Origin of the sequence: Nostoc sp. FACHB-280 (assembly GCF_014697615.1) — a bacterium.
Taxonomy (GTDB): Bacteria; Cyanobacteriota; Cyanobacteriia; order Cyanobacteriales; family Nostocaceae; genus Nostoc_B.
In genome coordinates this window covers 39895-64298 of record NZ_JACJSD010000020.1, presented here as the reverse complement: position 1 = coordinate 64298, position 24404 = coordinate 39895, and the positions used below count along the sequence as shown (strand labels likewise).

Annotated in this window: 19 protein-coding genes; 11 read left to right on the top strand and 8 right to left on the bottom strand. The window is 41.9% G+C overall.

Annotated elements, in window-relative coordinates; translation table 11 throughout:
• Positions 1-320: 320 nt before the first annotated feature.
• Genes H6G75_RS16310 through H6G75_RS16300 form a run of 3 tightly spaced genes read right to left on the bottom strand, consistent with a single transcriptional unit; the run spans position 321 to position 2824 of the window.
• Positions 321-1232, bottom strand: coding sequence for a M48 family metallopeptidase (locus H6G75_RS16310; RefSeq protein WP_190981071.1), 912 nt, complete (start codon positions 1230-1232; stop codon positions 321-323).
• 11 nt (positions 1233-1243) lie between these two features.
• Positions 1244-1663: a DUF2358 domain-containing protein gene (locus H6G75_RS16305; protein ID WP_190981070.1), complete on the bottom strand. Its 420-nt coding sequence runs from the start codon at positions 1661-1663 to the stop codon at positions 1244-1246.
• A gap of 12 nt (positions 1664-1675) precedes the next feature.
• The gene (locus tag H6G75_RS16300; RefSeq protein WP_190981069.1) at positions 1676-2824 is read right to left on the bottom strand and encodes a glycoside hydrolase family 10 protein; all 1149 of its coding nucleotides are present in this window, start codon (positions 2822-2824) and stop codon (positions 1676-1678) included.
• Positions 2825-2988: 164 nt separating this feature from the next.
• Here H6G75_RS16300 and H6G75_RS16295 point away from each other — a divergent pair, with 164 nt between their 5' ends.
• From H6G75_RS16295 to H6G75_RS16285, 3 genes are all read left to right on the top strand, one after another.
• Positions 2989-3852, top strand: coding sequence for an alpha/beta fold hydrolase (locus tag H6G75_RS16295; protein WP_190981068.1), 864 nt, complete (start codon positions 2989-2991; stop codon positions 3850-3852).
• Positions 3853-4163: 311 nt separating this feature from the next.
• The gene (locus tag H6G75_RS16290; protein WP_190981067.1) at positions 4164-4625 is read left to right on the top strand and encodes a pentapeptide repeat-containing protein; all 462 of its coding nucleotides are present in this window, start codon (positions 4164-4166) and stop codon (positions 4623-4625) included.
• Between the two features lie 752 nt (positions 4626-5377).
• On the top strand, positions 5378-5815 hold the full coding sequence (locus H6G75_RS16285) for a CAAD domain-containing protein (protein WP_190981130.1): 438 nt from the start codon (positions 5378-5380) through the stop codon (positions 5813-5815).
• Between the two features lie 369 nt (positions 5816-6184).
• Here the strand turns inward: H6G75_RS16285 and H6G75_RS16280 are convergent, their stop codons facing one another.
• The 3 genes from H6G75_RS16280 to petH all read right to left on the bottom strand — a co-directional run bounded on the left by H6G75_RS16280 (position 6185) and on the right by petH (position 10547).
• The gene (locus H6G75_RS16280) at positions 6185-7276 is read right to left on the bottom strand and encodes an S-layer homology domain-containing protein (RefSeq protein ID WP_190981066.1); all 1092 of its coding nucleotides are present in this window, start codon (positions 7274-7276) and stop codon (positions 6185-6187) included.
• Between the two features lie 358 nt (positions 7277-7634).
• The gene (locus tag H6G75_RS16275) at positions 7635-8924 is read right to left on the bottom strand and encodes a homoserine dehydrogenase (RefSeq protein ID WP_190981129.1); all 1290 of its coding nucleotides are present in this window, start codon (positions 8922-8924) and stop codon (positions 7635-7637) included.
• Positions 8925-9272: 348 nt separating this feature from the next.
• A complete protein-coding gene (petH, locus tag H6G75_RS16270) occupies positions 9273-10547 on the bottom strand; it encodes a ferredoxin--NADP reductase (protein WP_190981065.1) in 1275 nt (424 codons plus the stop codon).
• A gap of 1046 nt (positions 10548-11593) precedes the next feature.
• Here petH and H6G75_RS16265 point away from each other — a divergent pair.
• From H6G75_RS16265 to H6G75_RS16250, 4 genes are all read left to right on the top strand, one after another.
• Positions 11594-12598 (top strand): phosphoribulokinase, encoded by a 1005-nt coding sequence (locus tag H6G75_RS16265; RefSeq protein WP_190981064.1) that lies wholly within the window; start codon positions 11594-11596, stop codon positions 12596-12598.
• Between the two features lie 285 nt (positions 12599-12883).
• Positions 12884-13567 (top strand): 2-C-methyl-D-erythritol 4-phosphate cytidylyltransferase, encoded by a 684-nt coding sequence (ispD, locus tag H6G75_RS16260; RefSeq protein ID WP_190981063.1) that lies wholly within the window; start codon positions 12884-12886, stop codon positions 13565-13567.
• A 258-nt stretch (positions 13568-13825) separates the two neighbouring features.
• Positions 13826-14380 (top strand): SMC-Scp complex subunit ScpB, encoded by a 555-nt coding sequence (gene scpB / locus H6G75_RS16255; RefSeq protein WP_190981062.1) that lies wholly within the window; start codon positions 13826-13828, stop codon positions 14378-14380.
• A gap of 253 nt (positions 14381-14633) precedes the next feature.
• Positions 14634-14981, top strand: coding sequence for a DUF760 domain-containing protein (locus tag H6G75_RS16250; protein ID WP_190981061.1), 348 nt, complete (start codon positions 14634-14636; stop codon positions 14979-14981).
• A 58-nt stretch (positions 14982-15039) separates the two neighbouring features.
• On the opposite strand, the gene H6G75_RS16245 is transcribed toward H6G75_RS16250, so the two are convergent.
• Positions 15040-16245 (bottom strand): HhoA/HhoB/HtrA family serine endopeptidase, encoded by a 1206-nt coding sequence (locus tag H6G75_RS16245; RefSeq protein WP_190981060.1) that lies wholly within the window; start codon positions 16243-16245, stop codon positions 15040-15042.
• 390 nt (positions 16246-16635) lie between these two features.
• On the opposite strand from H6G75_RS16245, the gene H6G75_RS16240 reads away from it, so the two are divergent.
• The 4 genes from H6G75_RS16240 (at position 16636) to H6G75_RS16225 (ending at position 22699) form a co-directional block, all read left to right on the top strand.
• The gene (locus tag H6G75_RS16240; RefSeq protein ID WP_190981059.1) at positions 16636-16848 is read left to right on the top strand and encodes a hypothetical protein; all 213 of its coding nucleotides are present in this window, start codon (positions 16636-16638) and stop codon (positions 16846-16848) included.
• Positions 16835-18805 carry a sensor histidine kinase gene (locus H6G75_RS16235; RefSeq protein ID WP_190981058.1) on the top strand — a complete coding sequence of 657 codons (1971 nt, stop codon included), beginning with the start codon at positions 16835-16837 and terminating at the stop codon, positions 18803-18805. The genes H6G75_RS16240 and H6G75_RS16235 overlap by 14 nt, the downstream gene beginning before the upstream one ends.
• 29 nt (positions 18806-18834) lie before the next feature.
• Positions 18835-22206, top strand: a complete 3372-nt coding sequence (locus H6G75_RS16230) for a PAS domain S-box protein (RefSeq protein ID WP_190981057.1) — start codon at positions 18835-18837, stop codon at positions 22204-22206.
• A 127-nt stretch (positions 22207-22333) separates the two neighbouring features.
• On the top strand, positions 22334-22699 hold the full coding sequence (locus H6G75_RS16225; protein ID WP_190981056.1) for a response regulator transcription factor: 366 nt from the start codon (positions 22334-22336) through the stop codon (positions 22697-22699).
• Positions 22700-23001: 302 nt separating this feature from the next.
• On the opposite strand, the gene H6G75_RS16220 is transcribed toward H6G75_RS16225, so the two are convergent.
• On the bottom strand, positions 23002-24378 hold the full coding sequence (locus H6G75_RS16220) for an LLM class flavin-dependent oxidoreductase (RefSeq protein ID WP_190981055.1): 1377 nt from the start codon (positions 24376-24378) through the stop codon (positions 23002-23004).
• Positions 24379-24404: the final 26 nt, after the last annotated feature.

The window sequence follows — 24404 nt, the reverse complement described above, 5'->3', positions numbered from 1 at the left end:
AATTACGATATCTGAGAAATAATTTCTCGCTTAAACTCGCCTAATTTCACAATCTGATTAACAATTAATTTACTCTATTTAGTATAGATATTCAGAGCTATATGCAACCGAGATTTTTCATCAAAGCTGAAAATTTCATCAGCTTGCCTGCACATATCTAAAGCGAAGCATAGACGCGTAAGCATCTACTCTAACCTCTGGGAACGGTTTCACCGAACGAGAACAACCCGCAGGGTAGGAAGCGAATTACACTAAAAAAGCAACAAAGAAGTTGCTCACTAATAATTGAAGACAGACTGTTATTTTAGATAAACAATCATTTACCAAGAAGACATAAACTGCCAATCTTCGGCATCTTTCTCTGTATCTGTATTGTCTTCTGAATCGGCTGGTTGGTTTACATTTTCTGATTGTAGTAACTTTTCATATTCTCCCGAATCAACCCATTTTAACAATTCGGAAGCTCGCATCACAGACCAGGGAAATTTGTACTCCATAAAGCTGAATATTTTAGTGACTTGATCCAAATTATCCAGACTAATAAGCGAAAATTCCCGTGCTTGTGCTTGGAACTCAGCAATGGTATCGGCACTTATATATTCCGATGGTAAACCAGCCAACTTCATGAGTGCGGTGATGGCGATATTAATATCTTGACATGCCAATAAACCCGCGCGATCGCATGTAAATTTTGACATCAAAATCCAATTACATAAAGCGACTTCTATCCCCCCAGTTGCTAAACTTCCCAAACCAAAAGTTGTACTGTTAACAATATTTTTTAACAATGGCATCACATTTGCCATTTGTTGATAAGCAATGTATTTACCCTTGATGCGTGCAATTTCACATCCAAACGCAAATAGTAATTCAGCGTGTGTATACCATTCCATTGCTTCCAAATTCGCACTTACCATTGGCTTTTCTACACCAACGGCATTAGTTTGAATATGTCCCGTCCCCCGAAATAAATAAAGTTCTGGCTGAGGAGTCAAATCAAGAATTTGACAGCTTTCTATAAACGCATCAGATAATTTGGGAAAATTTTGCGGTGTCACCCGAAATTCTCCACCGATAATTTGCATTCTCAGTAAACGGTCAATGCCATATTCATTTACCTTCTTCAACACTAAAGGTAAACCAGGCATTTTATTTAAAGCTGCCAAAGCTTTTTGATCAAATGGATGCTGAAATCTGACTATATTCAGACCAGACCATACTTTTCTTTCCATTATGTTTAAATTTACCCTTTTTGAATAAATTGCTTTAAAATCTCTCCTGGCTTTCTATCCCAAGTATCAATATGTTCATAGATTAAATGCTCTGAATTGAATTTGTAAGTTGAATAACCATTAAAAAATATCTTAGCTTGCCAAGGCACACGCAAAACCCCACGTACTGTCCATTTCGCTAAAATTGTGTCTTCTGCTGATTGATACACCTCATGTAAATCAAAGGCAATTTGAGTAAAAAATAATTGGGCGTGAAATCGCAATGTCCAAAAAATAATTCGATAGTTGAATTTATATTTAAATTTATTTACTGGGTCTTTAAAAGAAATATCCTGTGTATAAATATTATAGGTAATATCTTGCTCAAAAAGTGTGGGTAAATCTTGTTTGAGAGTTTGAATTACCTGTTCTATCTGTAATTTATCTGCCACGCGCTTTATCCTTTAAAAAAGATTTTTTAAGAATCTCTTGATTCTCTGCCAGAATGACAAAGAATTGCTGTTGCTGGGTTGTTGTAAATCAGCCAGAGTTGGAAACGCCGCAGGTTGAGAGTAGGGGCCATTTCGCAAAACTTGAGCAAGAGCATTGTTATTTTCGCGCAAACCTTCGTAAAAAAAGCAGACTTCCCCAGAAATTCCGAGTCGGCGGTTGTAAGCGATCGCCTGCACAAGATATTCTGGGCTGATAGAATAAGTCCCCAACTTGATCAACATCCCCGGTGCTAACTTGGGGAGAGTTGCATCGCTAAACTGACAACTTGCTAGTTGATTGGCGATCGCTTTATAACTATTAAAATCGCGGCGATATATCTGAGGGTGAATCATATCCACTATGCCCAACTTCAACCATGTGGCTGAGTCTTGCAGATATTCCCGCAATCCCCAATCATAAATATTAGGTGACATCGACACCAACAAGTTAGGATTAATTCTTTTGACTTCGCCATATAAACGTGCCAAAAAATCAGTCAAAATATCAGCACGCCACTGTAACCATTGTCTATCTTGGTGATTATTGGGTGGACGGCGGCCAAATTGCTGCTGATAACGCGCAACTGTTAAAGGATCATACCCTCCTTCTGATGGTAAAGCCGGAAAGCGATCGTCTCCTTGAATCCCATCCACATCATAATTTTTCACCACTTCCAAAACCAAATTCAACAAAAAATCTTGCACCTGGGGATGAAAAGCATTCATCCACTCAAAGCCATTTTTCTGCAACAAATTACCTTGACTGTCACGCGCCGACCATTCTGGCTTTTGCTGTAACAGCATTCCACCATTCAAGTTGTAAGAACTCGCAAACCCATATTCAAACCAAGGGATAACTTTTAACCCCACTCGTCGCGCCTCGGCTATTACCTCCGCTAACGGGTCACGACCAACCGACATCGGGTCAATTTCCACTCCAAAAGTCTGCTGCATAGTTTGGCTGGGGTACATAGTCACACCCTTATTCCAAACCACAGGGAACACAACATTAAATCCTGTCTCCGCTAACAAGTCCATCGCTGCTGCAATGCGTTGTTGTGACCGGAAAACTTTACTATCGGTAGTTGTCAACCAGACACCGCGAATTTCTTTTCGGTTCATAGGTTTCATGAGGAGTCTGAACTATAAATTTCACACCTCAGACTTTTATTAGCATTTTCTGACATTACTACCACCTCAAAAACTGCCCTTTAACAGATGTTAGGGATAGTAATCTGATACATAATTCCACAATAGTTAGATTACTTTTTTAAAAAATACAACAAATGTCTGAAATCAAAAACGCTTGGGAACATAAATATATAACTACCAATGGTGTGAAATTACACTATGTTACCCAAGGAACAGGCCCTTTAATGTTGATGCTACATGGGTTTCCCGAATTTTGGTATTCTTGGCGGCATCAAATACCAGAATTTGCGGAAAACTTTCAAGTAGTTGCTTTAGATTTGCGTGGCTATAACGATAGTGAAAAACCCGAAGCTCAATCAGCTTATATTATGGATGAATTTATCAAAGATGTTGCGGGTGTAATTAAAGGTTTAGGTCACGAAAAATGCGTTTTAGTTGGGCATGATTGGGGTGGTGCGATCGCTTGGTGTTTTGCTTATGCTCACCCAGAAATGTTAGAGAAATTAATCATACTTAACTTACCACACCCTGCCAAATTTTCTCAGGGATTATCAACTCCCCAACAGTTAATACGTAGCTGGTATATGTTCTTATTTCAACTGCCAATCATGCCAGAATTTCTCCTGCAAGCTTTTGACTATCAATCAATTGCTCAGATTATTCAAGGCACAGCAGTTAATAAAAATGCTTTTACTGCCTCTGACCTAGCAGCTTATAAAAATGCGGCAGCTAAACCTGGCGCTTTAACAGCAATGCTCAACTACTATCGCAATGTATTTTCTCACTTTTTACCCAACAAAAATTGGGGAATTTTAAATATTCCTACACTGATGATTTGGGGTGAAGATGATACTGCCCTTGGCAAAGAGCTTACCTATGGAACTGATGCCTATGTCAGCAACTTGCAAATTCAGTATATTCCTCATTGTGGGCATTGGGTACAGCAAGAACAACCGCAGTTAGTGAATCGATACATGCGTGAATTTACGGTACTTTAATATACTAAAAAGTAGAATTACTGAGTGCCAATTCATAATAGAAAAATTCCGGTTAACAACCAATGACAAATCAAAATAAATGCTTGTATTTCTTAAAAAGATTTAACAAGATAAAGATTGGTAATTTCAGGTATGTTTTGTGAGCGATCGCCAGCCTAAAACCCTTATCAATACTATCGTTGTACGGTTGAACAAACTATTAAACATCACCTTGATTTTGTGAGTTAAATCAACATTGTCCACAAATTTAGTGAGATAATAGAATCGTGAGGAAAAGAACGGTTACAACTTTAATACAAAGGGGAAAGATTATGAAATTCAAGCTATTTGCCGCTATAGCCTTAGCAACAACTCCCCTCATTTTTGCCACCTCTGTGAAAGCAGGGAATTCGCAAGATTTACAAAGGCTTTTATCTACTGGGGAATGTCAGCGGTGCAATCTAGCAGGAGTTAACCTCAGTGGCGCTCATTTAATTGGTGCAGATTTACGTGGTGCTAACCTTTCTAAAGCTAACCTTGTAGGCGCAAACCTCGAAGGTGCAGACCTCACCAACGCAAATTTGAAAGGAGCTAACCTATCTTCAACTTTTGTCACCAACGTTAACTTTAAAAAAGCTAATCTTGACGGCGTGAATTTTACCCGCGCTCAAATTCATGACTCCAACGTCTACGGCGCATCAATGGACAATCTGAATATCACCGATGCAGATATTTTCAACACAGGCATCGGTGTTGGTGGTGAAGAAGGCGCACAAATGCCAGACTGGGACTAAATGGAACTTAAGTAGACTCGTTTCCCACAGTTGTAGAAATTGGGTGTAGGGGTAAAAGGGTATGGGGCTTCGCCGTCAGCGTTAGCCAGACGGTGTAAGGGTTTTGAAGACATACACCCCTGTACCCCTACACCCTTACACCCATTCTCATCAGAAAACTTGTGGATGTCAGCCCTGATTTATAAATGTCCCAGTCCCAGATGAGCGCCCTTCTAGGGTGGGGCTTCGTACATATCCAAGCTTTAAGGAAAGGCCTTGCTCCCCCTGCTCCCTGCACCCTTCCCCTCCGCCTATTCGGTGAATACAGAAGAACTTTTATTAAGTATTCATATCAATGACCAATGGATTCATTGACGAATCTGGCTGAAGATAGCTTTAATATTCAGTTAAAATCGGCGATTAACCTTGTATAAATGAGAGGTGATCTGATTTTTGCATGAATTGTACTTGCATGAGTACGATTATCAGCAACTGATACGGCATGGGATAATCTCATCCTGAAGGTTGCCGTTGATTGACAAACACAAAACTCAGATAAATGTAGTAACACAGCCTACCATTTTTGGCTTCTGTCCTTCTAGTGACTGTCTACCTTGGAGTTGATGCAGTAGAGGTTAGAGGCATTTATGGTTATAGGGAATACAATGTGTTACCTATCCAAGTCTGATCAACTTGTGCCTTGTCTAATCACAGCCTTTTGGTTGTCATTGTCCAGATAAAAAAACCCAACTGTCAAATTTATGGAAATTAAGATGCCAGAACCAGAATTCGCAGAAACAAAATCCACAGAAGCAGCAGTGGCAGATATCAACAGCCAAACAGGTACCATTACTAAACTCCAGCCTCCTGCTCAACCTCAAGAGGAATGGGTGAAATACGGCGAACAAATTTCTAGCTTTTTAGCATCACTGCCTGAGTACCTGGGTAGCTTGTTCAGCAAATATAAGCAACCCTTAGTTGTTGTTGGCGCAATTGTGACAGCACTTGTCGCAGTTAAGGTACTTTTGGCAATATTAGATTCTTTGAATGATATTCCTTTAGTAGCACCTACCTTTGAGTTGATTGGGATTGGTTACTCTGCTTGGTTTATTTACCGCTATTTACTCAAAGCTTCAACCAGAAAAGAGCTAACTAACGAAATTACAACTCTTAAATCACAAGTTGTTGGTAAAAACGCTCCTGGCGCATAATATAGCAGCAGGCAGGAGGCAAAAGGCAGGAGGCAGGAGGTAAAAGTCTTACTATTCCTGGCATTTAAGCTTTCAACTTGTCTTAACATCTCTGACTACCGCTATAATTTCAAACACATAAGAGAGGGTAGTGTTCTGCACGACCCTCTCTTAGACTATGACTATATTAATGGCTGAAACTCATGAGAATACTAAGGGATCTGCGGGTTAATAGTGTCCCAACCAGCCGGGTTTCGACACTTCGACAAGCTCAGTGCATCGCTTCGCTCAACCCTCAAAGATCGAGAGTTGAGCGGAGTCGAAACTCGGTTTACTGGTACTTTATTTTCATGCAATTTCCTAAGTTATTACTAAGCACTCAGCACTTTGCTATAGTTCGTTGGCTAATTTATTTTCAGACAGTGAAGTTTGCTTAGGTAAGCGCACAATATTCTCCGAAGAAATTTTATCTAGTCTTCCCAGTTTAACTAAAGCTTGATGCACCATTGCTGCTACTTCTGCCCTAGTGGCTACTTGATTGGGTGCCAAGCGTTGAGGATTAGCATCGGTAATTACTAAACCATTAGCTGTGGCAGTCGCTACTTTAGCCACGGCATATTTAGGAATTTTTTTGGCATCTTGATAAATACTTAGCACTTGCGCGGGTTTGGCTGGTTGTTTAAGATTTAAACCGCTCACAAGTGCTACTAAAACTTGTACACGGGTAATTTTTTGGTTGGGTTTAAAAGTTTTGTTGGGAAACCCCTTTAAAAAACCTGTACCCACAGCGCGATCGATTGCTGGTGTTGCCCAATATTTACCTGAGACATCTTTAAAAGGTACAGAATTTTTACTCAGTTCCGTGTCAAAAGCTTTCTGGAGAATGGCTGCAAATTCCGCGCGATTCACAGGCTGATTTGGTCTAAAGGTGTAATCTGGGAAGCCTTTAATAATTCCACGCGCCGAAAGTGCATTAATAAATTTAGTTGCCCAAAAATTTCTCGGTACATCGTTAAAGGCGATGGGTGGTGGAATAATTGATTTTTGTTCAGCCGGGGTAACTAAGGGTAAGGGCGATGAGGTAACTGATGACTCTGGATTTTTAGATGTAGAAAAAGGTACAGTCTTTGGTGCGGTATTCAGTGGAAGTACTTCGACTGGTGGCAGTATGAGAGGGGAATTTGGGCTGGGTTCGGGGACTACTTCTTTGGGAGGTACTGGTACAGCCTCAAGTTGAGGATTAGTGGTTGGCTGCACCTGGGAAGCTGGAGTGGTAATTGTGGGAGTTGGTTGCGCTTGGATTGTGGAAGTTGGTGTTGGCGACAACACTATATTGAAGTTCCAGCCAGCATCTCGGCGAGAAAATGACCACAAGAGAATCCCCCCGATCGCACCGAAGGCAACTAAAATGGCAATAAATTCATCAAAGCCAAGAGCTGTTTTTTCAGATGACTTGGGGTCGGAAGGCGGTAAATTGGTCATCGTATTTTCCCTGAAATTGCAAAGTTCCCACTCAAAAATCAAGAAGACTGGGCGACGGAAGCCGCAGCTATAGCAGGAGGCAGAAGGCAGAGGGCAGAAGGCAGGAGGCAGAAGGCAAAAGTCTTACTATTCCTGGCATTCAAGCTTTGAAATTGTCCTAACATCTCTGACTACCGCTATATCTAAACAAAACCCGCACTTCGACTACGCTCAGTGACCGCACTTCGACTACGCTCAGTGACCGCACTTCGACTACGCTCAGTGACCGCACTTCGACTACGCTCAGTAAACATCTATGCGGGTTTACAGCTTAATTTTCAGACATCATCTCACAGCATTTATTTCACCCTTCATACTTCTAAAGCACTCGCAAAATGCTGGCAATGCTATCAATCGCCTCCAGACTGCGAATTTCTTCTAAAGCTTGGCGGAAATTACCTTCCTGGACATCGTGGGTAACAACCACAATTTCTGCTAATGCTCCTTGGAAACCAGTTTGCACCACAGACTCTAAACTTACACCATGATTACCAAAGCAAGTACCTAGTTTACCTATGACACCAGGGTGGTCTTTGGTGAGGAAGCGGGCATAAAATCGGGTAAATAACTCCGAGATGGGAGTAACTTGGCAGTAATCTTCATGTCTACAAGTTAGGAGGGGATTTGGTGCAGTGGTGTTACTCTTGAGGGCTGCTGTCAAACTTAAAATATCGGAGGTGACAGCACTGGCTGTTGCACCTGCACCTGCACCAGGGCCAAAAAACATCACTTGGCCGATGGGTTCGCCTTCTACAAGAATGGCGTTATACACACCGTTAACACTGGCCAAAGGGTGAGATTTCTGTACAAAGGTGGGATGTACTCTCACAGACAACTGGGAGTGGTTATTATTTTGGTATTGAGCGATCGCTAATAATTTAATCACAAAGCCCAATTTTTCAGCGTATGTAATATCTGTCTTGCTAACTTGACGGATACCCTCACAATAAACATCTGGTAAATTAATGCGTCCACCAAAACCCAAGGATGCCAAAATCGCAATTTTATCGGCTGCATCTAAACCATCGACATCGGCTGTTGGGTCAGCTTCAGCATAACCCAAGCGTTGAGCATCAGCTAACACATCCCCAAAATCACTGCCTTCAGTTTGCATCCGGGTGAGGATATAGTTAGTGGTACCGTTAACAATACCAATAACAGTGTTAATCCGGTTAACACTTAAAGCTTGCTTCAGGGGTTGAATCACGGGAATTCCCCCACCAACAGCCGCTTCTAACATCACATAAACCCCGGCTTCATTGGCGGCGTTGAAAATTTCTGCCCCAAATCGGGAAATTGCCGCTTTGTTAGCTGTGACAACGTGTTTACCATTTTTAATCGCTTGGAGAATGAGCGATCGCGCCGGTTCCAATCCCCCCATCACCTCAACTACAATATCTACAGCCGGATCATTGACAATTGCTTCTAAATCTGTAGTTATGACTGATTCTGGTAATTCTACAGCACGGGGTTTGTCAGGCGATCGGACACCCACCCGATAAATTTCGATTTCCTCTAACACCGGATGACGGCCAACAGCATCTTGTAGTAGTTGCACCGTACCTGTACCTACAGTACCTAATCCCAATATTCCTAGCTTTACACCCACAAACTTTTCATCCAATATATTTTAGTGCCAAGTGCTGAGTCACCGAAGTTTGCAAGGGCGGAGAAACCCCCGCACGCAACTTTTCGCTGAGTGCTGAGTAGTTATGTATGGCAGTTGAAGTATGGGTTAGGAAATTTAAAAAGCATGAATGCTAGGTATAGTAAAACTTTTACCTCTTGCCTCCTGCCTCCTGCCTTCTGCCTTCTGCCTCCTGCTATAACCACCAGAACTTAGTACTCAGCAAGTACATATACAAAACAATTGTAGGGTGAGCATCGCCCACCCTACAGATTATCCTGCTTCAGTTATATTTTGTCAGTTGTCTTAATCTATTGACTAATGACCAACTTAGTAAGTTTCTACGTGCCAACGACCAGCTTTTTTGATTTCTTTTTGGTAATCACTCCAGGTTACACCTTCTTTGGCAGCCGCAGCAGTTAAAGCTGCATCAATGCCATCTTCCATACCGCGTAAACCGCAGATGTATGTGTGGGTTTTTTCATTTTTAATCAATTGCCACAGTTCATCAGCGTGTTCTGCTACGCGGTCTTGAATGTACATTCTGCCGCCTTGAGCATTCTTTTGTTCGCGGCTGATAGCATAAGTCAAGCGGAAGTTATCAGGATACTTCTGCTGTATTTCTTCCAATTCTTCTTTATATAGAATGTTTGGAGTGGTTGGCACACCAAATATCAGCCAAGAGAATCCTTTAAACTGATAATCTGGGTTAGCTGCTCTTTCTGCATCTTTAAACATCCGCCACAGATATGTACGCATAGGCGCAATACCTGTACCTGTCGCCAACATAATTACATTAGCTTCGGGGTCGCTGGGTAACAACATTTCTTTACCCACGGGGCCTGTAATCTTAACTTCTTCCCCAGGCTTTAAGAAACACAGATATGTAGAGCAAACACCATATACTGTTTCACCAGTTTCTGGATGCTTGTATTCCAACTGACGAACACACAATGAAACTGTCTTATCATCAACATCATCACCGTGACGAGTTGAAGCTATAGAATACAGTCTGAGCTTTTCTGGCTTACCGTTTTTGTCCACACCAGGGGGAATAATCCCAATACTTTGACCTTCGATGTACTTTAAGTTACCACCAGACAGGTCAAATTTAATATGTTGAACAATACCAATTCCACCTTCTCCAACCAACGGCTCATTAGAGATACACTTACCGATAAATGGAGCATTGGGACGGTAGGTATTTACGGGAACGTCAGCATGGGCTTTTTTGGCTTGTGCTTGAGTCATGGTGTTGCCTTTTGTGTCCTTACTATTGGCTTTCGCAGGTGTGGCTTGACCATTTTCCCCACTGTTAGCACTCACTGTAGGTACAGCACTAGCAAACGCGGCTTTACCATTTGTTTGCTCTAAAATGCTTGCGGGTAGAATGCTAACAATTTTGCCGCCTAGGCGAGTGATACGTCGCATTTCTTGGTTCATGCGGTTGTAAGGCACTCTGATGAACACACTGCCACTTTTACGAATTGGGTAGTTCGTTTGATCAGTTGCTTCGTTCTGACGCAGACCCACCACTTCGTACACGAAGACGCGGCTACCTGATTCTGTGTTGGCAGCACCCTCAACAGTACCTTGATTGAACATTCTGTCTATCACTCCGATATTACTTAACCGTTATTCAAAAACAACTATTCCCATCACTTAGCCAGATTTTAGTTTATCGGATTTTGGGATACCAAAACTAGCACGTTGGGAAAGAGGCATCAAAAAATGATACCTTGCTAAGTACGCTCGCTTTAGACCAGCAGGTATTGGAATAAACACACCTGTTCATCCTCTAAAATAGAGGATAAGTCGCTGGCAGAATGTTAACCATGAGTCAATTTAATCTTTTTTTCGTGAATTATCTTTGAGAAAAATCGCTGCCGACAACCTTAACAAACTAGATGCAAACACTTTTGAGCAGCTACAACTAATGCTTGATAGAGGCGAATTCTGCTCGGAGCCACTGGTATTTTGTGGCTGATTTCTTTATGTTTTTTTCAACAGCATTGCTGAAAAATAAAGATAACATAAACTATAACAATCAATTTCCCTGAATGTGAAAGTTATATCAACCTGAATCAGTTAAAGTTTAAGTTCATATTTATACTTTAAATATTTACTCAAAATCACTGTTCAGTAAATCAGGCTAACCACCAAATATCTCTTCATTACTTTAGGTAGATTTCCAAGGCGAATGTTGCAAGTCCAGGGTTAACACCAGGGAAACAACTGCAACTCTGCTAAAATGGGCTTTAACAGCAAAATTATACTTACTTCTACTCAGAAGATAGGTATATCACAGGGAAGATAGGTGAAGAACAAAAGTTGTGCTGTGTCGAGAAAATTTATGTTTAAATCATTAATCAGACAGTAGCAGCACCAGATTCTTCCTGATATCAAATCTTGTATAGGATTACCCATTCTGTTAAAATTAAGTATACCACTAGGATTAAATACTTACTAGCTGCAAAATAAAGCAATCTCAGACGAGTAACAGCCGCTAATTTGGTTGTCCACCCGTCTGATAGTCGTTATGTGGCTGAGTAGCAAGAACACAGGAAAAACCAATGGGGTAGACTCCTGGCTTCAAAAATCTGCTGTGTGAAAAATTATTGATTGACACATTTAGTATTTAGAGGAGATTTATGACAAGTAAGCCGGAACGCGTGGTACTAATTGGAGTAGCCGGAGACTCCGGGTGTGGCAAATCTACTTTTTTGCGTCGTTTGATAGATTTGTTTGGTGAAGAGTTTATGACAGTTATCTGCTTGGATGACTATCATTGCTTAGATCGCAAACAGCGCAAAGAAACTGGGATAACTGCACTTGACCCCAGGGCAAACAATTTTGACTTGATGTATGAGCAAATTAAAGCTCTCAAAGAAGGTCAAACCATTAATAAGCCGATTTATAACCACGAAACCGGCATGATTGATCCCCCAGAAATAGTAGAACCAAATCACATTATTGTGGTTGAAGGTCTACATCCTTTATATGATGAACGGGTGCGATCGCTCCTTGATTTCAGCGTTTATTTTGATATCAGCGATGAAGTTAAAATTGCTTGGAAGATTCAACGCGATATGGCAGAAAGAGGCCATCGCTACGAAGATGTTTTAGCTGCTATCAACTCTCGTAAACCTGACTTTACAAAGTATATCGAACCCCAAAGAGAATTCGCTGACGTAGTTCTCCAAGTACTGCCCACAAACCTTATCAAAAACGACACCGAACGCAAAGTTTTGCGGGTACGGATGTTGCAACGCGAAGGTAAAGAAGGATTCACTCCTGTTTACTTATTTGATGAAGGTTCCACCATTAACTGGACTCCTTGTGGACGCAAGCTGACCTGTTCCTATCCTGGTATGCAACTGTACTATGGTTCCGATGTTTACTATGGCCGCTATGTCTCAGTACTCGAAGTAGATGGTCAATTTGACAACCTAGAAGAAGTCATCTACATCGAAAACCATCTCAGCAACACATCCACCAAGTACGAAGGTGAAATGACTCACTTGTTACTCCAACACCGTGAGTACCCAGGTTCTAACAATGGAACTGGTTTGTTCCAAGTGCTGACAGGTCTAAAAATGCGTGCTGCCTACGAACGTTTAACATCAAAGGAAGCAAAACTAGCAGTTCAAGTTTAAAACAAAACAGCAGTGTTTGTGTCAAAGTTTTTGGGGGTGCTTCCGGGGGCATCCCCTTTTTATTTTTGTAGTGATGGGAATGGTGAGTAGGGAGTAGTACAAAAAGGCAAAAGTAAAAGGTCAAAAGGAAAAAGAAAAAATAGTGATACTACAAGCTTTTTAGCAATTCCTTATGGTCGGTTTATTTACGCTGAACTGTACTAGGACTAGGTTCAAAATGCCTCTATAAATCTCTAACCTCTAACCTGTAACCTCTAACCTTTAGTTTTCTCATCGAGGACGCTTGTGTATTTATTAATTCCTGCTGCCGGTGTCGGTAAAAGAATGGGTAGTAACCGCAATAAACTTTTTCTTGAAGTTCAGTCAAAACCGATTATTGCTTGGACTTTGTTAGCGGCGGAAGCAGCAAGTTCTATTAGTTGGATAGGAATTATTTCTCAGCCTAGTGACTGGCCTGACTTTAAAAATATCATTGCTGATTTGTCGCTGACTAAACCTGTGAAATTTATTCTTGGTGGTAGTACTCGGCAAGAATCGGTTTACAACGGCTTGCAAGCGTTACCACCAGAAGCAGAACAAGTATTAATTCATGATGGTGCTAGATGTTTGGCTACACCAAATTTGCTAAATGCTTGTGCAGAAGCAATTCGTCATTGTGCTGGGTTAATTGCTGCCATCCCAGTAAAAGACACGATTAAAATTGTTGATGAAACTGGCATAATTCAAAGTACGCCTGACCGAAAAAATTTGTGGGCTGCCCAAACTCCCCAAGGATTTAATGTCCAGTTATTGAAACAGTGCCACGCTGAAGGTATTCGTCAAGGTTGGGAAGTGACGGACGATGCAGCGTTATTTGAAAGATGTGGTATTGAAGTACGAATTGTTCCAGGTGAGGAGACGAATTTAAAAGTTACTACTCCCCAGGATTTAGCGATCGCTGAATTTATTATCAGTCATCGGGGAGGGTGAGGGAAGAAGGGGGATGAGGGGACAAGGGAGACAAGGGAGATTAGGGGAATGTTGAGAATTGTTAAGAGGATTTTTGACTTTTGCAACAAAATCAAGTATAATCCCACACACTTGTTGATCGTCAGTTACTAGTCATCAGTTGTCAGTGACCAATGACTAATAACTATTGACTATTGACCCCTTCGGGGTTCGCCAGTCGCTCATAGGGGGAACCCCCAAGACCGCACTGGCTCACTATTGACCATTGACTAACACCCAATGAAAACAGCCACCGCGACCAAGACAGCGACTAAAATTGAAGCAATTCTCTATTTAAAGGGTAAGCCTTTATCTCTCAGTGAAATAGCGGAATATGCAGCTTGCGATCGCGCCACTGCCCAAGAAGGCATAATTGAACTGATAGATAGTTACGCCCGTAGAGATAGCGCCTTAGAAGTTGTTGAAACTACAGATGGTTACAGCCTGCAACTAAGAACTGACTTTCAAGATTTAGTGCAAACACTGATTCCGGTAGAATTAGGGGTAGGCGCATTGAGGAGTTTAGCGGCGATCGCCCTCAATAGTCCAATTTTGCAAAGCGACTTGATTAACCTCCGGGGTTCAGGTGCGTATCAACATGTTCAAGAATTAGTCGAACTTGGTTTTGTCAAAAAACGCCGAGATAACGAATCCCGTTCTTATTCGCTACAAGTAACACCAAAATTTCATCAGTACTTTCAAATCGAGCAACTTCCCCAGCCATTTGATACTAAAGAACAGCAACTAGAACTCAATCTAGCTATTGAAGATGAGGTAGAAGAGGTGACAGGCTAGAGGTGACAGGTGACAGGTGACAGGTGACAGGTTAGTAGGACTTAAGGGGTATAGGGGTGTAAGAGTGTAGGTTTTTAAGACCCTGACACCCGCAAACCGTTCGGCTGACGCTCACGGCGAAGCCCTTACACCAATTCTTCAAATACAACCTTTGCGCTAAGTCCTGGATATAAAACCCATACCTGTGGAAAAGACGCTACCCTTGTACTATGGTTTAGAGTAGAATTAGCAACTAAGCTAAAAAAGACTGCCAATGGTGTTTGACCCTGACTTTTTGAATGACAACTCCGAGGAACACCCGAATCAACTTCTAGGCGAGAACTTTGAGGAAAATCCCAATCAGTTACTCCAGTATTTGCAACATCAGTCGCCTGATGTGTTAGCGCGTATCGCCCAGTCTGTCAGCCCTGAAATTAAGCAAATAATTTCCCAAAATGTCCAAGGGCTAGTGGGAATGCTACCCGCAGAAAACTTCAACGTGCAAATTACGACAGACAGAGAAAATCTGGCTGGGCTATTAGCGTCAGCAATGATGACGGGGTATTTCTTAAGGCAGATGGAACAAAGAATGCAGTTAGATTACTTATCTGAGGGACAATAGTCAATTTTAGATTTTAGATTGGTGAAAAATCCAAAATCTAAAATTGTTGGACGATTGACTATTTTTTCGGATAGACACCTGACTGCACTTTTAAAGTCTGTATTTTGCCACTGCGGTTGATTTCAAGTACGAGGATATCGCCGACTGTGCTGGATTCTACTAGCTTCTGCACTTGGGCGGCTGTTTTAACTGGTCTTGCGTTCACTTTTTGGATTATGTCGCCAGGAAGCAGTCCAGCCCGTTTTGCTGGCGAGTCATCTAATACGCCCTTAATCACCACGCCAGAATCTTGTTTGATGTTGAGTTTGTTTTCGAGATTAATTTGCTGTTTTTTGGTGGGGTTTAAATCTGCCATTTCAATTCCCAAAAAAGGATGATCTACCCGCCCTTTAGTAAATAACTCTTTAGCTACACGGGCAGCCGTTTCAATTGGAATGGCAAAACCTAATCCTTGGGCATCAGCGCGAATGGCGGTATTTACGCCAATAACTTCACCTTGGGCGTTTAACAATGGCCCCCCAGAATTACCAGGGTTAATAGCTGCATCTGTTTGGATGAAACTTACACGTTTATCTGGTACACCAACTTGGGCGCTGGTGCGGTCAGTGGCGCTGATAATACCGATGGTAACAGTGTTATCTAAACCCAGAGGATTGCCAATAGCGATCGCCCATTGTCCAGGAATTAAATTTTGCGAATTGCCCAGCTTCACCGTCGGCAATTTATCACCAGGAATTTTGACAACCGCTACATCTGTAATCGTATCAATACCTATGACCTTGCCCTCAAAAGTCCGACCATCCTTGAGGGTGACTTGGACTGTATCTGTATCAGCAACTACATGGGCATTGGTCAGCAATTCACCATTTTGACTCAAAATAAATCCTGAACCTGTACCGCGTTCAATCCGTTCCTGGGGAATTGCTTGTTCCTCTTCGCCAAAAAAGCGGCGCAAGAGGGGGTTTTTTAAAGCATCCGAGATGGGATTTGCGACTTTTCGAGTTGCATTAATGCGGACTACAGCCGGGCCAACCTTCTGCACTGCTGTAGCAATAAAATTCACGTTATCTCCGCCAGTCGCTCCCAAACTACCGCTAGGGGCATAAGGCGTGACAGATTCTGGCGGTAAAGCCGCTGTTACATTTCTTAACTCTCGAAATGAGCGATTTTGAGTCAGGAGATAGCGACTACCAAATAGACCTGCACCACCACCAACCAATAGTAAAGATAAGTAAATAGCCAGTTGCTTCAAAGATAAATTCATAATAATTACGCTTAAGGACAGCAATGCAGTTGCTAATTTCTAAGTGTAGTCAAGCAATTCGTAAGTGGACAGATAAATTTAACATACAGTTGCTTAACAAATATTAAAACTGAAGAATCGGTAATCAACAAAGAGCTTGGCTGTTGGAAAAAATTACCAATATCCACTTCATAGTTATACAGCTAATATTTCTGGGAAGACTAGTCTTAATTGAGCAAGATTAGATCCCTAGACTGTAATAACAATTCCTAAGTATATGAACGGTCGTGTTGATGCAACTGTGCAGATTCCTGACTAGATTATGGCTGGGAAGATTAATGCTGGGGGTCGTACTTTAGTTTATCGGGTATTCGCTGGGCTGACTAATTTCCCATTGTTTTCCCACAGTTTATGGAAGTATTTACACGCGATCGCCTGGAAATTCTCAAGAACTTGTACATTCAAGGCCTGACTCTCCCAAGAAATGTACAACTTGAACAAAATGCCCAACTGCTACAAAGCAAAAACTTAGCAGCAAGATTTTCAAAAATTCCTCACTTGCTTGGTTGGCTCACAGGTAAATATCCAAGTTCTCTAGATGAGGTGAGATATGTCTATCATTAGCCTAAAAAAAATTCTTAACAAAAAAGAACTATTATCCCTGCTTCAGAACTTAGCCAACCAAATCAACAGTGCTATTCATATTGAACTGTTAGACGGTACACCACTGTTCAGTATTGGTACACAGACTACAAATAACCGATATCCAATTGAGGTTGGGCAAGAAAACATTGGTTGGGTAGTTGGACAAGAACAAATACAGACAGTTGCCAGCTTGCTGTCGCTGTTAGCCAAACAAGAAGCCGAAAAGAAAGAACTAGCCAAGGAATTACTAGAGCGATATCAGGAAATTGATTTATTTCAGGATATCTCGACACAACTGACCACAAGTTTAGATACCAAACAAATTGCTCAACTCGTGCTTCAGGAAATGAGTCAATTAATTGAATCATCTGCGGGGACGATTTTATTGCTGGGTGAGGATGCAACCACCTTAGAAGTGATTGCTGAATTTGGTAATTTGTTGGATCAGAGGCAAATTTCTTCCACCAAAGGCATTATTGGCCACATTATCCAATCTGGGCGTGCAGAGCTGATTAATGATGTGCAAACTGATCCACGCTTAGGCGATGAGAAAAACATTCATGGGTTGATTTGCGTTCCTCTGTGTGCCAAAGAACGGATACTAGGTGCGATCGCCCTTGGTACCAATAAAATCGACGCATATACAGCCGAGCATCTCAAACTGGTGAGTATTTTTGCTTCTCAAACCGCAGTCGCCATTGAAAAAGCTGTGCTGTATGAACAAAGCACCCAAGCAACCGCCCAAGCCAAAGCCCAGACTGAAAAACTCCAACAGGCTTTACAAGATTTGCAACTGGCGCAAACCCAGTTAATTCAAAGTGAGAAAATGTCCAGCTTGGGACAACTCATAGCCGGTGTTGCCCATGAAATCAACAATCCCGTTAACTTTATTTGCGGCAACTTGCGCTGTGTTTCTGAGTATGCAGAAGACTTGTTGCGCTTATTACAAGAGTATCAGAAGAATTTTCCTGTAGTGTCGGCTGAGTTGGCAACAGAAATCGAAAATATTGATGTGGAGTTTATCAGTGAGGATTTGCCCAAATTACTAGATTCGATGAAACTAGGGAGCGATCGCATCGTAGAAATTGTCAAATCCCTGAAAAACTTCTCCCGCCATGACGAAGCCCAAATGAAAACCGTCAATATCCACGATGGTATAGAAGGGACACTGATGATTCTTCGCCATCGCCTCAAGGGGACTTCCCACCGCCCCGAAATTCAAGTAATTAAAAATTATGAGCAACTCCCCCCCACTGAGTGCTATCCCGGACAGTTAAATCAAGTGTTTATGAACATCCTGGCAAATGCCATTGATGCTTTAGAAGAATCAATTGCTCAGAGTCAATTAACTCAACCGCAAATCACCATTCGCACCCACACCCTAGACAATCAGTGGATTGTGATTCGCATTGCTGACAATGGCCCAGGGATGCAGGAAGAAATCATCCAACGGATCTATGATCCCTTTTTCACCACCAAAGAAATTGGCAAAGGTACTGGCCTCGGTATGGCCATTAGCCATCAAGTAATTGTTGATAGACACCAAGGAATTCTCCGGTGTCATTCTCAACCCGGCCAAGGCACAGAATTTTGGATTCAAATTCCGATTAATTCTCCAGCAGTAGCCAACCCTGAGAAGCATCAAGATCAGACAAATTTTGTTGGTAACAGTGTTTTAGCGCCACCCAACAAAGAAATCAAAATATCCAAAGCAGAAGGTTTAATTCCTTCCACAAACCCTACACTCAAATCCTATGAAATGCTGATTCGCCACAGTCAACTCATCCGGCGACTTTCACACCAGAGTCCAGATATCAGTGCAACTTCCGCTAGTGAAATTTATCAAATATTTCAACGTCATGCCATTGTCTTAAAGCTTTACTCCACCTTATTGTCCTGGTTTGCTTGTCCCACCCCTACTCAAATTCTTTATTAATTCCCCATCGATATTAGGAAAATTTAAATATGTCTAGCCAACTTGATGAATTTAACCGTCATCTTTTGGAAAAATGTCCCGTTGGTTTGGTACTCTACCGCATAGATGGGACTTTTATAAACATCAACGCCGCCTACGCTGATATTTTGGGGCGCACTATTCCAGAAACTCTTAACCTCAACAATTGGCAGATTACTCCTGAGAGTTATATTGCCACAGAGCAAGCCATCATAGAAAACTTAGAAAAAACTGGTCGCTACGGGCCTTATGAAAAAGAGTACATCCACAAAGATGGACATTTAGTGTCGGTGAGAATCTCAGCGGCCATGATTGAGCAAGCAGGAGAGAAGTTGATTTGGTCGAGCGTGGAAGATATTACAGACCTCAAACAAACTCAAAAAGCATATCAGGAATCCGCAAAAATTTTAAAACAGAGTGAAGCGCGATACCGTTCTTTGATTAAAACTAATACACAAATTATCTGGGTTAGTTCTCCAGAAGGAATTTGCTTTGAACTTACCGACTGGATAGCCTACACCGGGCAAACTTTAGCAGAAGCCGAAAACGGCGGTTGGATTGATGCTGTTCATCCCGACGATCGCGGCTACACTGGAGAAGCTTGGGGTATTGCCGTAGCCAATCTCAGCCAATATCAAATTGAATACCGCATTCGTGGTAAAGATGGCAATTATCGCTACTTTTGGGTCTGGGGTGCGCCGGTAATTGAAGATGATGGTAGCGTCAAAGAGTGGATTGGTACTTGTACAGATATTCACGATCGCAAACTAGCAGAAGCCGAAAATCAACGATTAAAAGAACGATATCGGACTTTAGTCGCCGCTACTTCTCAAATTGTTTGGGGTGCAACCCCAGAAGGCCTAGGGATTAGTAGTGAAATGATTACCTGGATCGCTTATACAGGGCAAACTGAAGAAGAAGTTGCAGGCTGGGGTTGGATTGATCCGATTCATCCTGATGACCGCAGCCAATCCCAAGCCGCCTGGAATGCAGCAGTAGCAAACCGCAGTATTTACCAAACTGAATATCGCTTGCGCGGCAAAGATGGGATTTACCGCTATTTCTCAGTTTGTGGTACTCCTGTATTAGCAGCAGATGGTAGTATTCGGGAATGGATTGGCACTTGCACTAATATTCACGCTCGCAAACTAGCAGAAGCCGAAAATCAACGTTTATTAGATATGCTAAATCACTCTAGTGATGCGATTATTGTCCGCGATATGAGTGATAAAATTTCCTACTGGAATCAAGGTGCAGAAAGGCTTTACCATTGGACGCGTGAGGAAGTCAAAGACCAATATATTTACACATTTCTCAAAAAAATCTTTCCCAAACCTAAAGAAGAAATCACAGCCGAGTTATTACAGCAAGGCAATTGGGAAGGAGAAGTTCAACATATTACCCATGATGACAAACTTATTACTGTCCAAAGTCGATGGACTTTGCAGCGAGATGCGGCTGGTCAACCTTGTGCAGTGTTAGAAATTAATACTGATATTACAGCCCGCAAACAAGCTGAAATTGCTCTGCGCCAACTCAATCAAGAACTAGAAGCCAGAGTTGCCGAACGCACAGCCGCCTTACAAAATACCCTAGCAGAAGCCCAAGGGTTAAATGCGATTTTAGATAACTTAGCGGATGGTTTGTTAGTGGTAGATATGTCAGGGCAAATTACCCATTTCAATCCCGCCTTTTTAGCCATGCACGGATTGACAGCCAATACCCTCAAAGGTAACTATCAAGAACTACCGATCGCAGGTTTAGCATATTTAATTGAACAAACTCAATCCCATCCCCAAGAAGTCTTTGCGGCGGAAATTGCCCTAGCCAAAGAACGCATTGGCCAAGCCGTCGCCACCGCCATCTTTAAACAAACCACAGCTAACGAACCAGCCACTTGTTTTGGTTCTGCATTGCTAATTCGGGATGTCACCGCCGAAAAAGAAGTTGACAAAATGAAGACCGATTTTATTTCCACAGTTTCCCACGAACTGCGGACACCTTTAACTTCGGTATTGGGGTTTGCCTCCATTATTAAAGAAAAGCTCGAAACCGATGTCTTTCCGATGCTGACTACCGACGACCGCAAATTGCAAAAAACCATTAAGCGGGTAGGTGACAACCTCAAAATTATTGTCTCGGAAGCTGAACGGCTCACATCCTTGATTAACGATGTTTTAGACATTGCCAAAATGGAAGCCGGGAAAGTGGAATGGCAAATGCAGCCCCTTGATCCTGGTGAGTTATTAGATTGGGCAACTACCGCCACAGCCGGCTTGTTTGAAACCCATAACTTGCAATTAGTCAGCGAGATTGATTCTGGTTTACCGCAAATAGTGGGCGATCGCAACCGTTTATTGCAAGTCCTGATTAACTTAATTTCCAATGCAGTGAAATTTACTCAAGCTGGTACTGTTACCTGTCGCGTCAAACAACAAAATGATGGTGTTTGCATTAGCGTCATTGATACAGGTATTGGTATTGCCCCAGAAGACCAACCAAAAGTTTTTGAGAAATTCCGCCAAGTTGGTGATACCCTCACCGACAAACCCAAAGGTACAGGGCTAGGATTACCCATTTGCAAACAAATTGTTGAACATCATGGCGGCAGAATTTGGGTAGAAAGTGAACCAGGAAAAGGCAGTACTTTCTCGTTTTTGATTCCGATTTATGCCAAAGATGACCAAGCCAATGGACAAATTAATTTAGAAGCCCTCGTCAAACAACTCAAAGAACACGTTATTACGAGTAATGCCGTATTCAACGAAAACCGCAAAACCATTTTAGTAGTAGATGATGATACCAATATTCGAGAATTACTCCGGCAGCAATTAGAAAACGAAGGCTACAAAGTGCGAGAAGCAAAAGACGGTATGGATGCAATTCATCAAATCAAAATTGCCCGTCCCGATTTAATTCTTTTGGATGTGATGATGCCACAAATTAATGGCTTTGATGTCGCAGCCGTCTTGAAAAATGATCCCCAAACGGCAGATATTCCCATCATCATTTTGTCAATTATTGAAAATAAAGAGCGTGGCTACCACATTGGTATTGACCGCTATCTCACCAAACCCATCAACTCAGAACAACTTTTGAGCGAAATTGGCTTATTACTTTCCCAAGGCACTTCCAGTAAAAAGGTATTAGTTGTTGATCAAAATGCGTCCACACTCAAAACATTATCTGATGTTCTGCAAACTCAGGGATACAACGTGATTGAAGCCTCAGACCCCCAAGAATGTCTACACAAAGCACGAGCCGCCAAACCTGACATGATTATCATTGATTCCATCTTTTCCACAGAAACCGACTTAGTGAAAACCCTACGGTTTGAAAAAGATTTAGAAAATGTGTTTTTTATCATGTTGGCTGATCATTGAATTAAGAGCGACTAGAGGCTAGGGGCTAGTATTTTTACAATCAAAAACTGGTTTTTATAATCCCTAACCTCTAGCCTCTAATCCCTAGCCTCTACAAATAACTTTAGAAATTACATAGGATTTTTATATGACGCAAAAAATTTTGATTGTTGATGATGAACCTAACATCGTAATTTTAATGGAACAAGCTCTAGAAGCATTAGAAGATGAAGGTGTCGAACTCTTAACAGCAAGAAATGGTGAAGAAGCACTGGAAACTATTAAAACCGAAAAACCAAATCTCGTTTTTCTTGATGTGATGATGCCCAAAATGAGTGGCTTAGAAGTTTGTCAGATAATTAAGCATGACTTAAAAATGGATGATGTCTACATTGTAATGTTGACAGCTAAAGGACAAGAATTTGATAAACAAAAAGGTATAGATGTAGGTGCTGATTTATATCTAACTAAACCATTTATGGTGTCTAAGTCTCATGATTTATCAATGTCCTAACCAACTTGGCTACTGCTATAAATAGATTTGATAGTGAGTTTTTATATTAGTGAAGCTTATACCAATTCTGTATGAAGATGCACTAAATTAAAGAACGAACCACAAAGGGCGCATAGACGCGATAGCGGCTTCCCGCAGGGTAGGACACAAAGAAAGAAAAGATAAAAGATTAAATGCAGCCTCACATAGAATTGGTATTACTAGTAAACCACTCCAAAATCTAAAATTGGATAACAAATAAAAAAGTAGGGTTACTAGATTTTGTACCCCTACTTTGTTTCGTTAAATCATATTATGCCTGGTTAATCAGCAACCCCAACTAGCTCAGGTTCCACTTGAGTTTTACTAAACTGGTTAACAGGACGAGGCAAACCAAGATGCTCACGTAATGTCCAGCCTTCATACTCGGTGCGGAATAGTCCCCGGCGTTGCAGTTCGGGGATGACCAAATCTACAAATTCATCTAAACTTCCCGGTAGCCAAGGCGGCATAATATTAAATCCATCAGCCCCACCATGAATAAACCAATCTTCTAATTGGTCAGCAATTTGTTCTGGTGTGCCGAGAATTTGCCGATGTCCGCGTGCGCCAGCTATTGATAAATACAGTTGTCGAATTGTTAAATTTTCTCGTCGGGCTAAATCTGTCAACAGTTTTTGACGGCTTTTACCACCGTTTGTCTCCGGGAGTTCTGGTAATGGCCCATCTAATGGGTAGGCTGATAAATCAAATCCACCAATCATTCCTCCCAACAAATTCAAGCCAACCACGGGATCAATTAACTCCTGAATCTGCTCGAATTTATCCTTGGCTTCTTGTTCAGTTCTACCAATGACGGGAAATACACCGGGCATGATTTTGAGATGGTCTGGGGAACGTCCATATTGGGCGAGTCGGCCTTTGACATCTGCGTAGAAGGCTTGGGCTTCTTCTAAGGTTTGTTGGGCGGTGAAGATGACTTCTGCTGTTTGGGCGGCGAGATTTTTACCATCTTCCGAGGAACCAGCTTGAATAATGACTGGGTATCCTTGGATAGGACGAGCAACATTCAACGGGCCGCGCACTGCAAAATGTTCGCCTTTGTGGTTGGGAACGTGTAGTTTATCTGGGTCGAAATAAATACCTGATTCTTTATCTTGCAAGAAAGCATCATCTTCCCAACTGTCCCAAAGTTTGGTAACAACATCAACAAACTCACGGGCGCGTTCGTAGCGCAGAGTATGTTCCATATGTTGTTCGCGGCTGAAATTCAACGCTTCTGATTCGGTGGCGGAGGTGACGAGATTCCAACCAGCACGACCACCACTAAGATAGTCGAGAGAAGCAAACTTCCGGGCAAGGTGATAAGGTTCGTTGTAGGTGGTCGAAACTGTCGCGGTTAACCCAATGCGTTCTGTGACTACAGACAAGGCTGAAAGCAGGGTAAGTGGTTCAAAATGGACGAGTTTGCCATTCCGGCTTAAAACTTCTGTACCTTGACCGCGATCGCGCACAGCCACACCATCAGCAAAGAAAATCATATCAAATTTGCCCCGTTCTGCGGTCTGGGCAAGGCGTTTAAAATGCTGAATATTCAAACCACCGTCAGCCTGTGCATTTGGATGCCGCCATGAGGCTAGGTGATGTCCACTACTGGATAAAAATGCACCCAGTTTCATTTGTTTTTTTGGCGTACTCATTACTTTTATCCTTATGGTAGAAACAC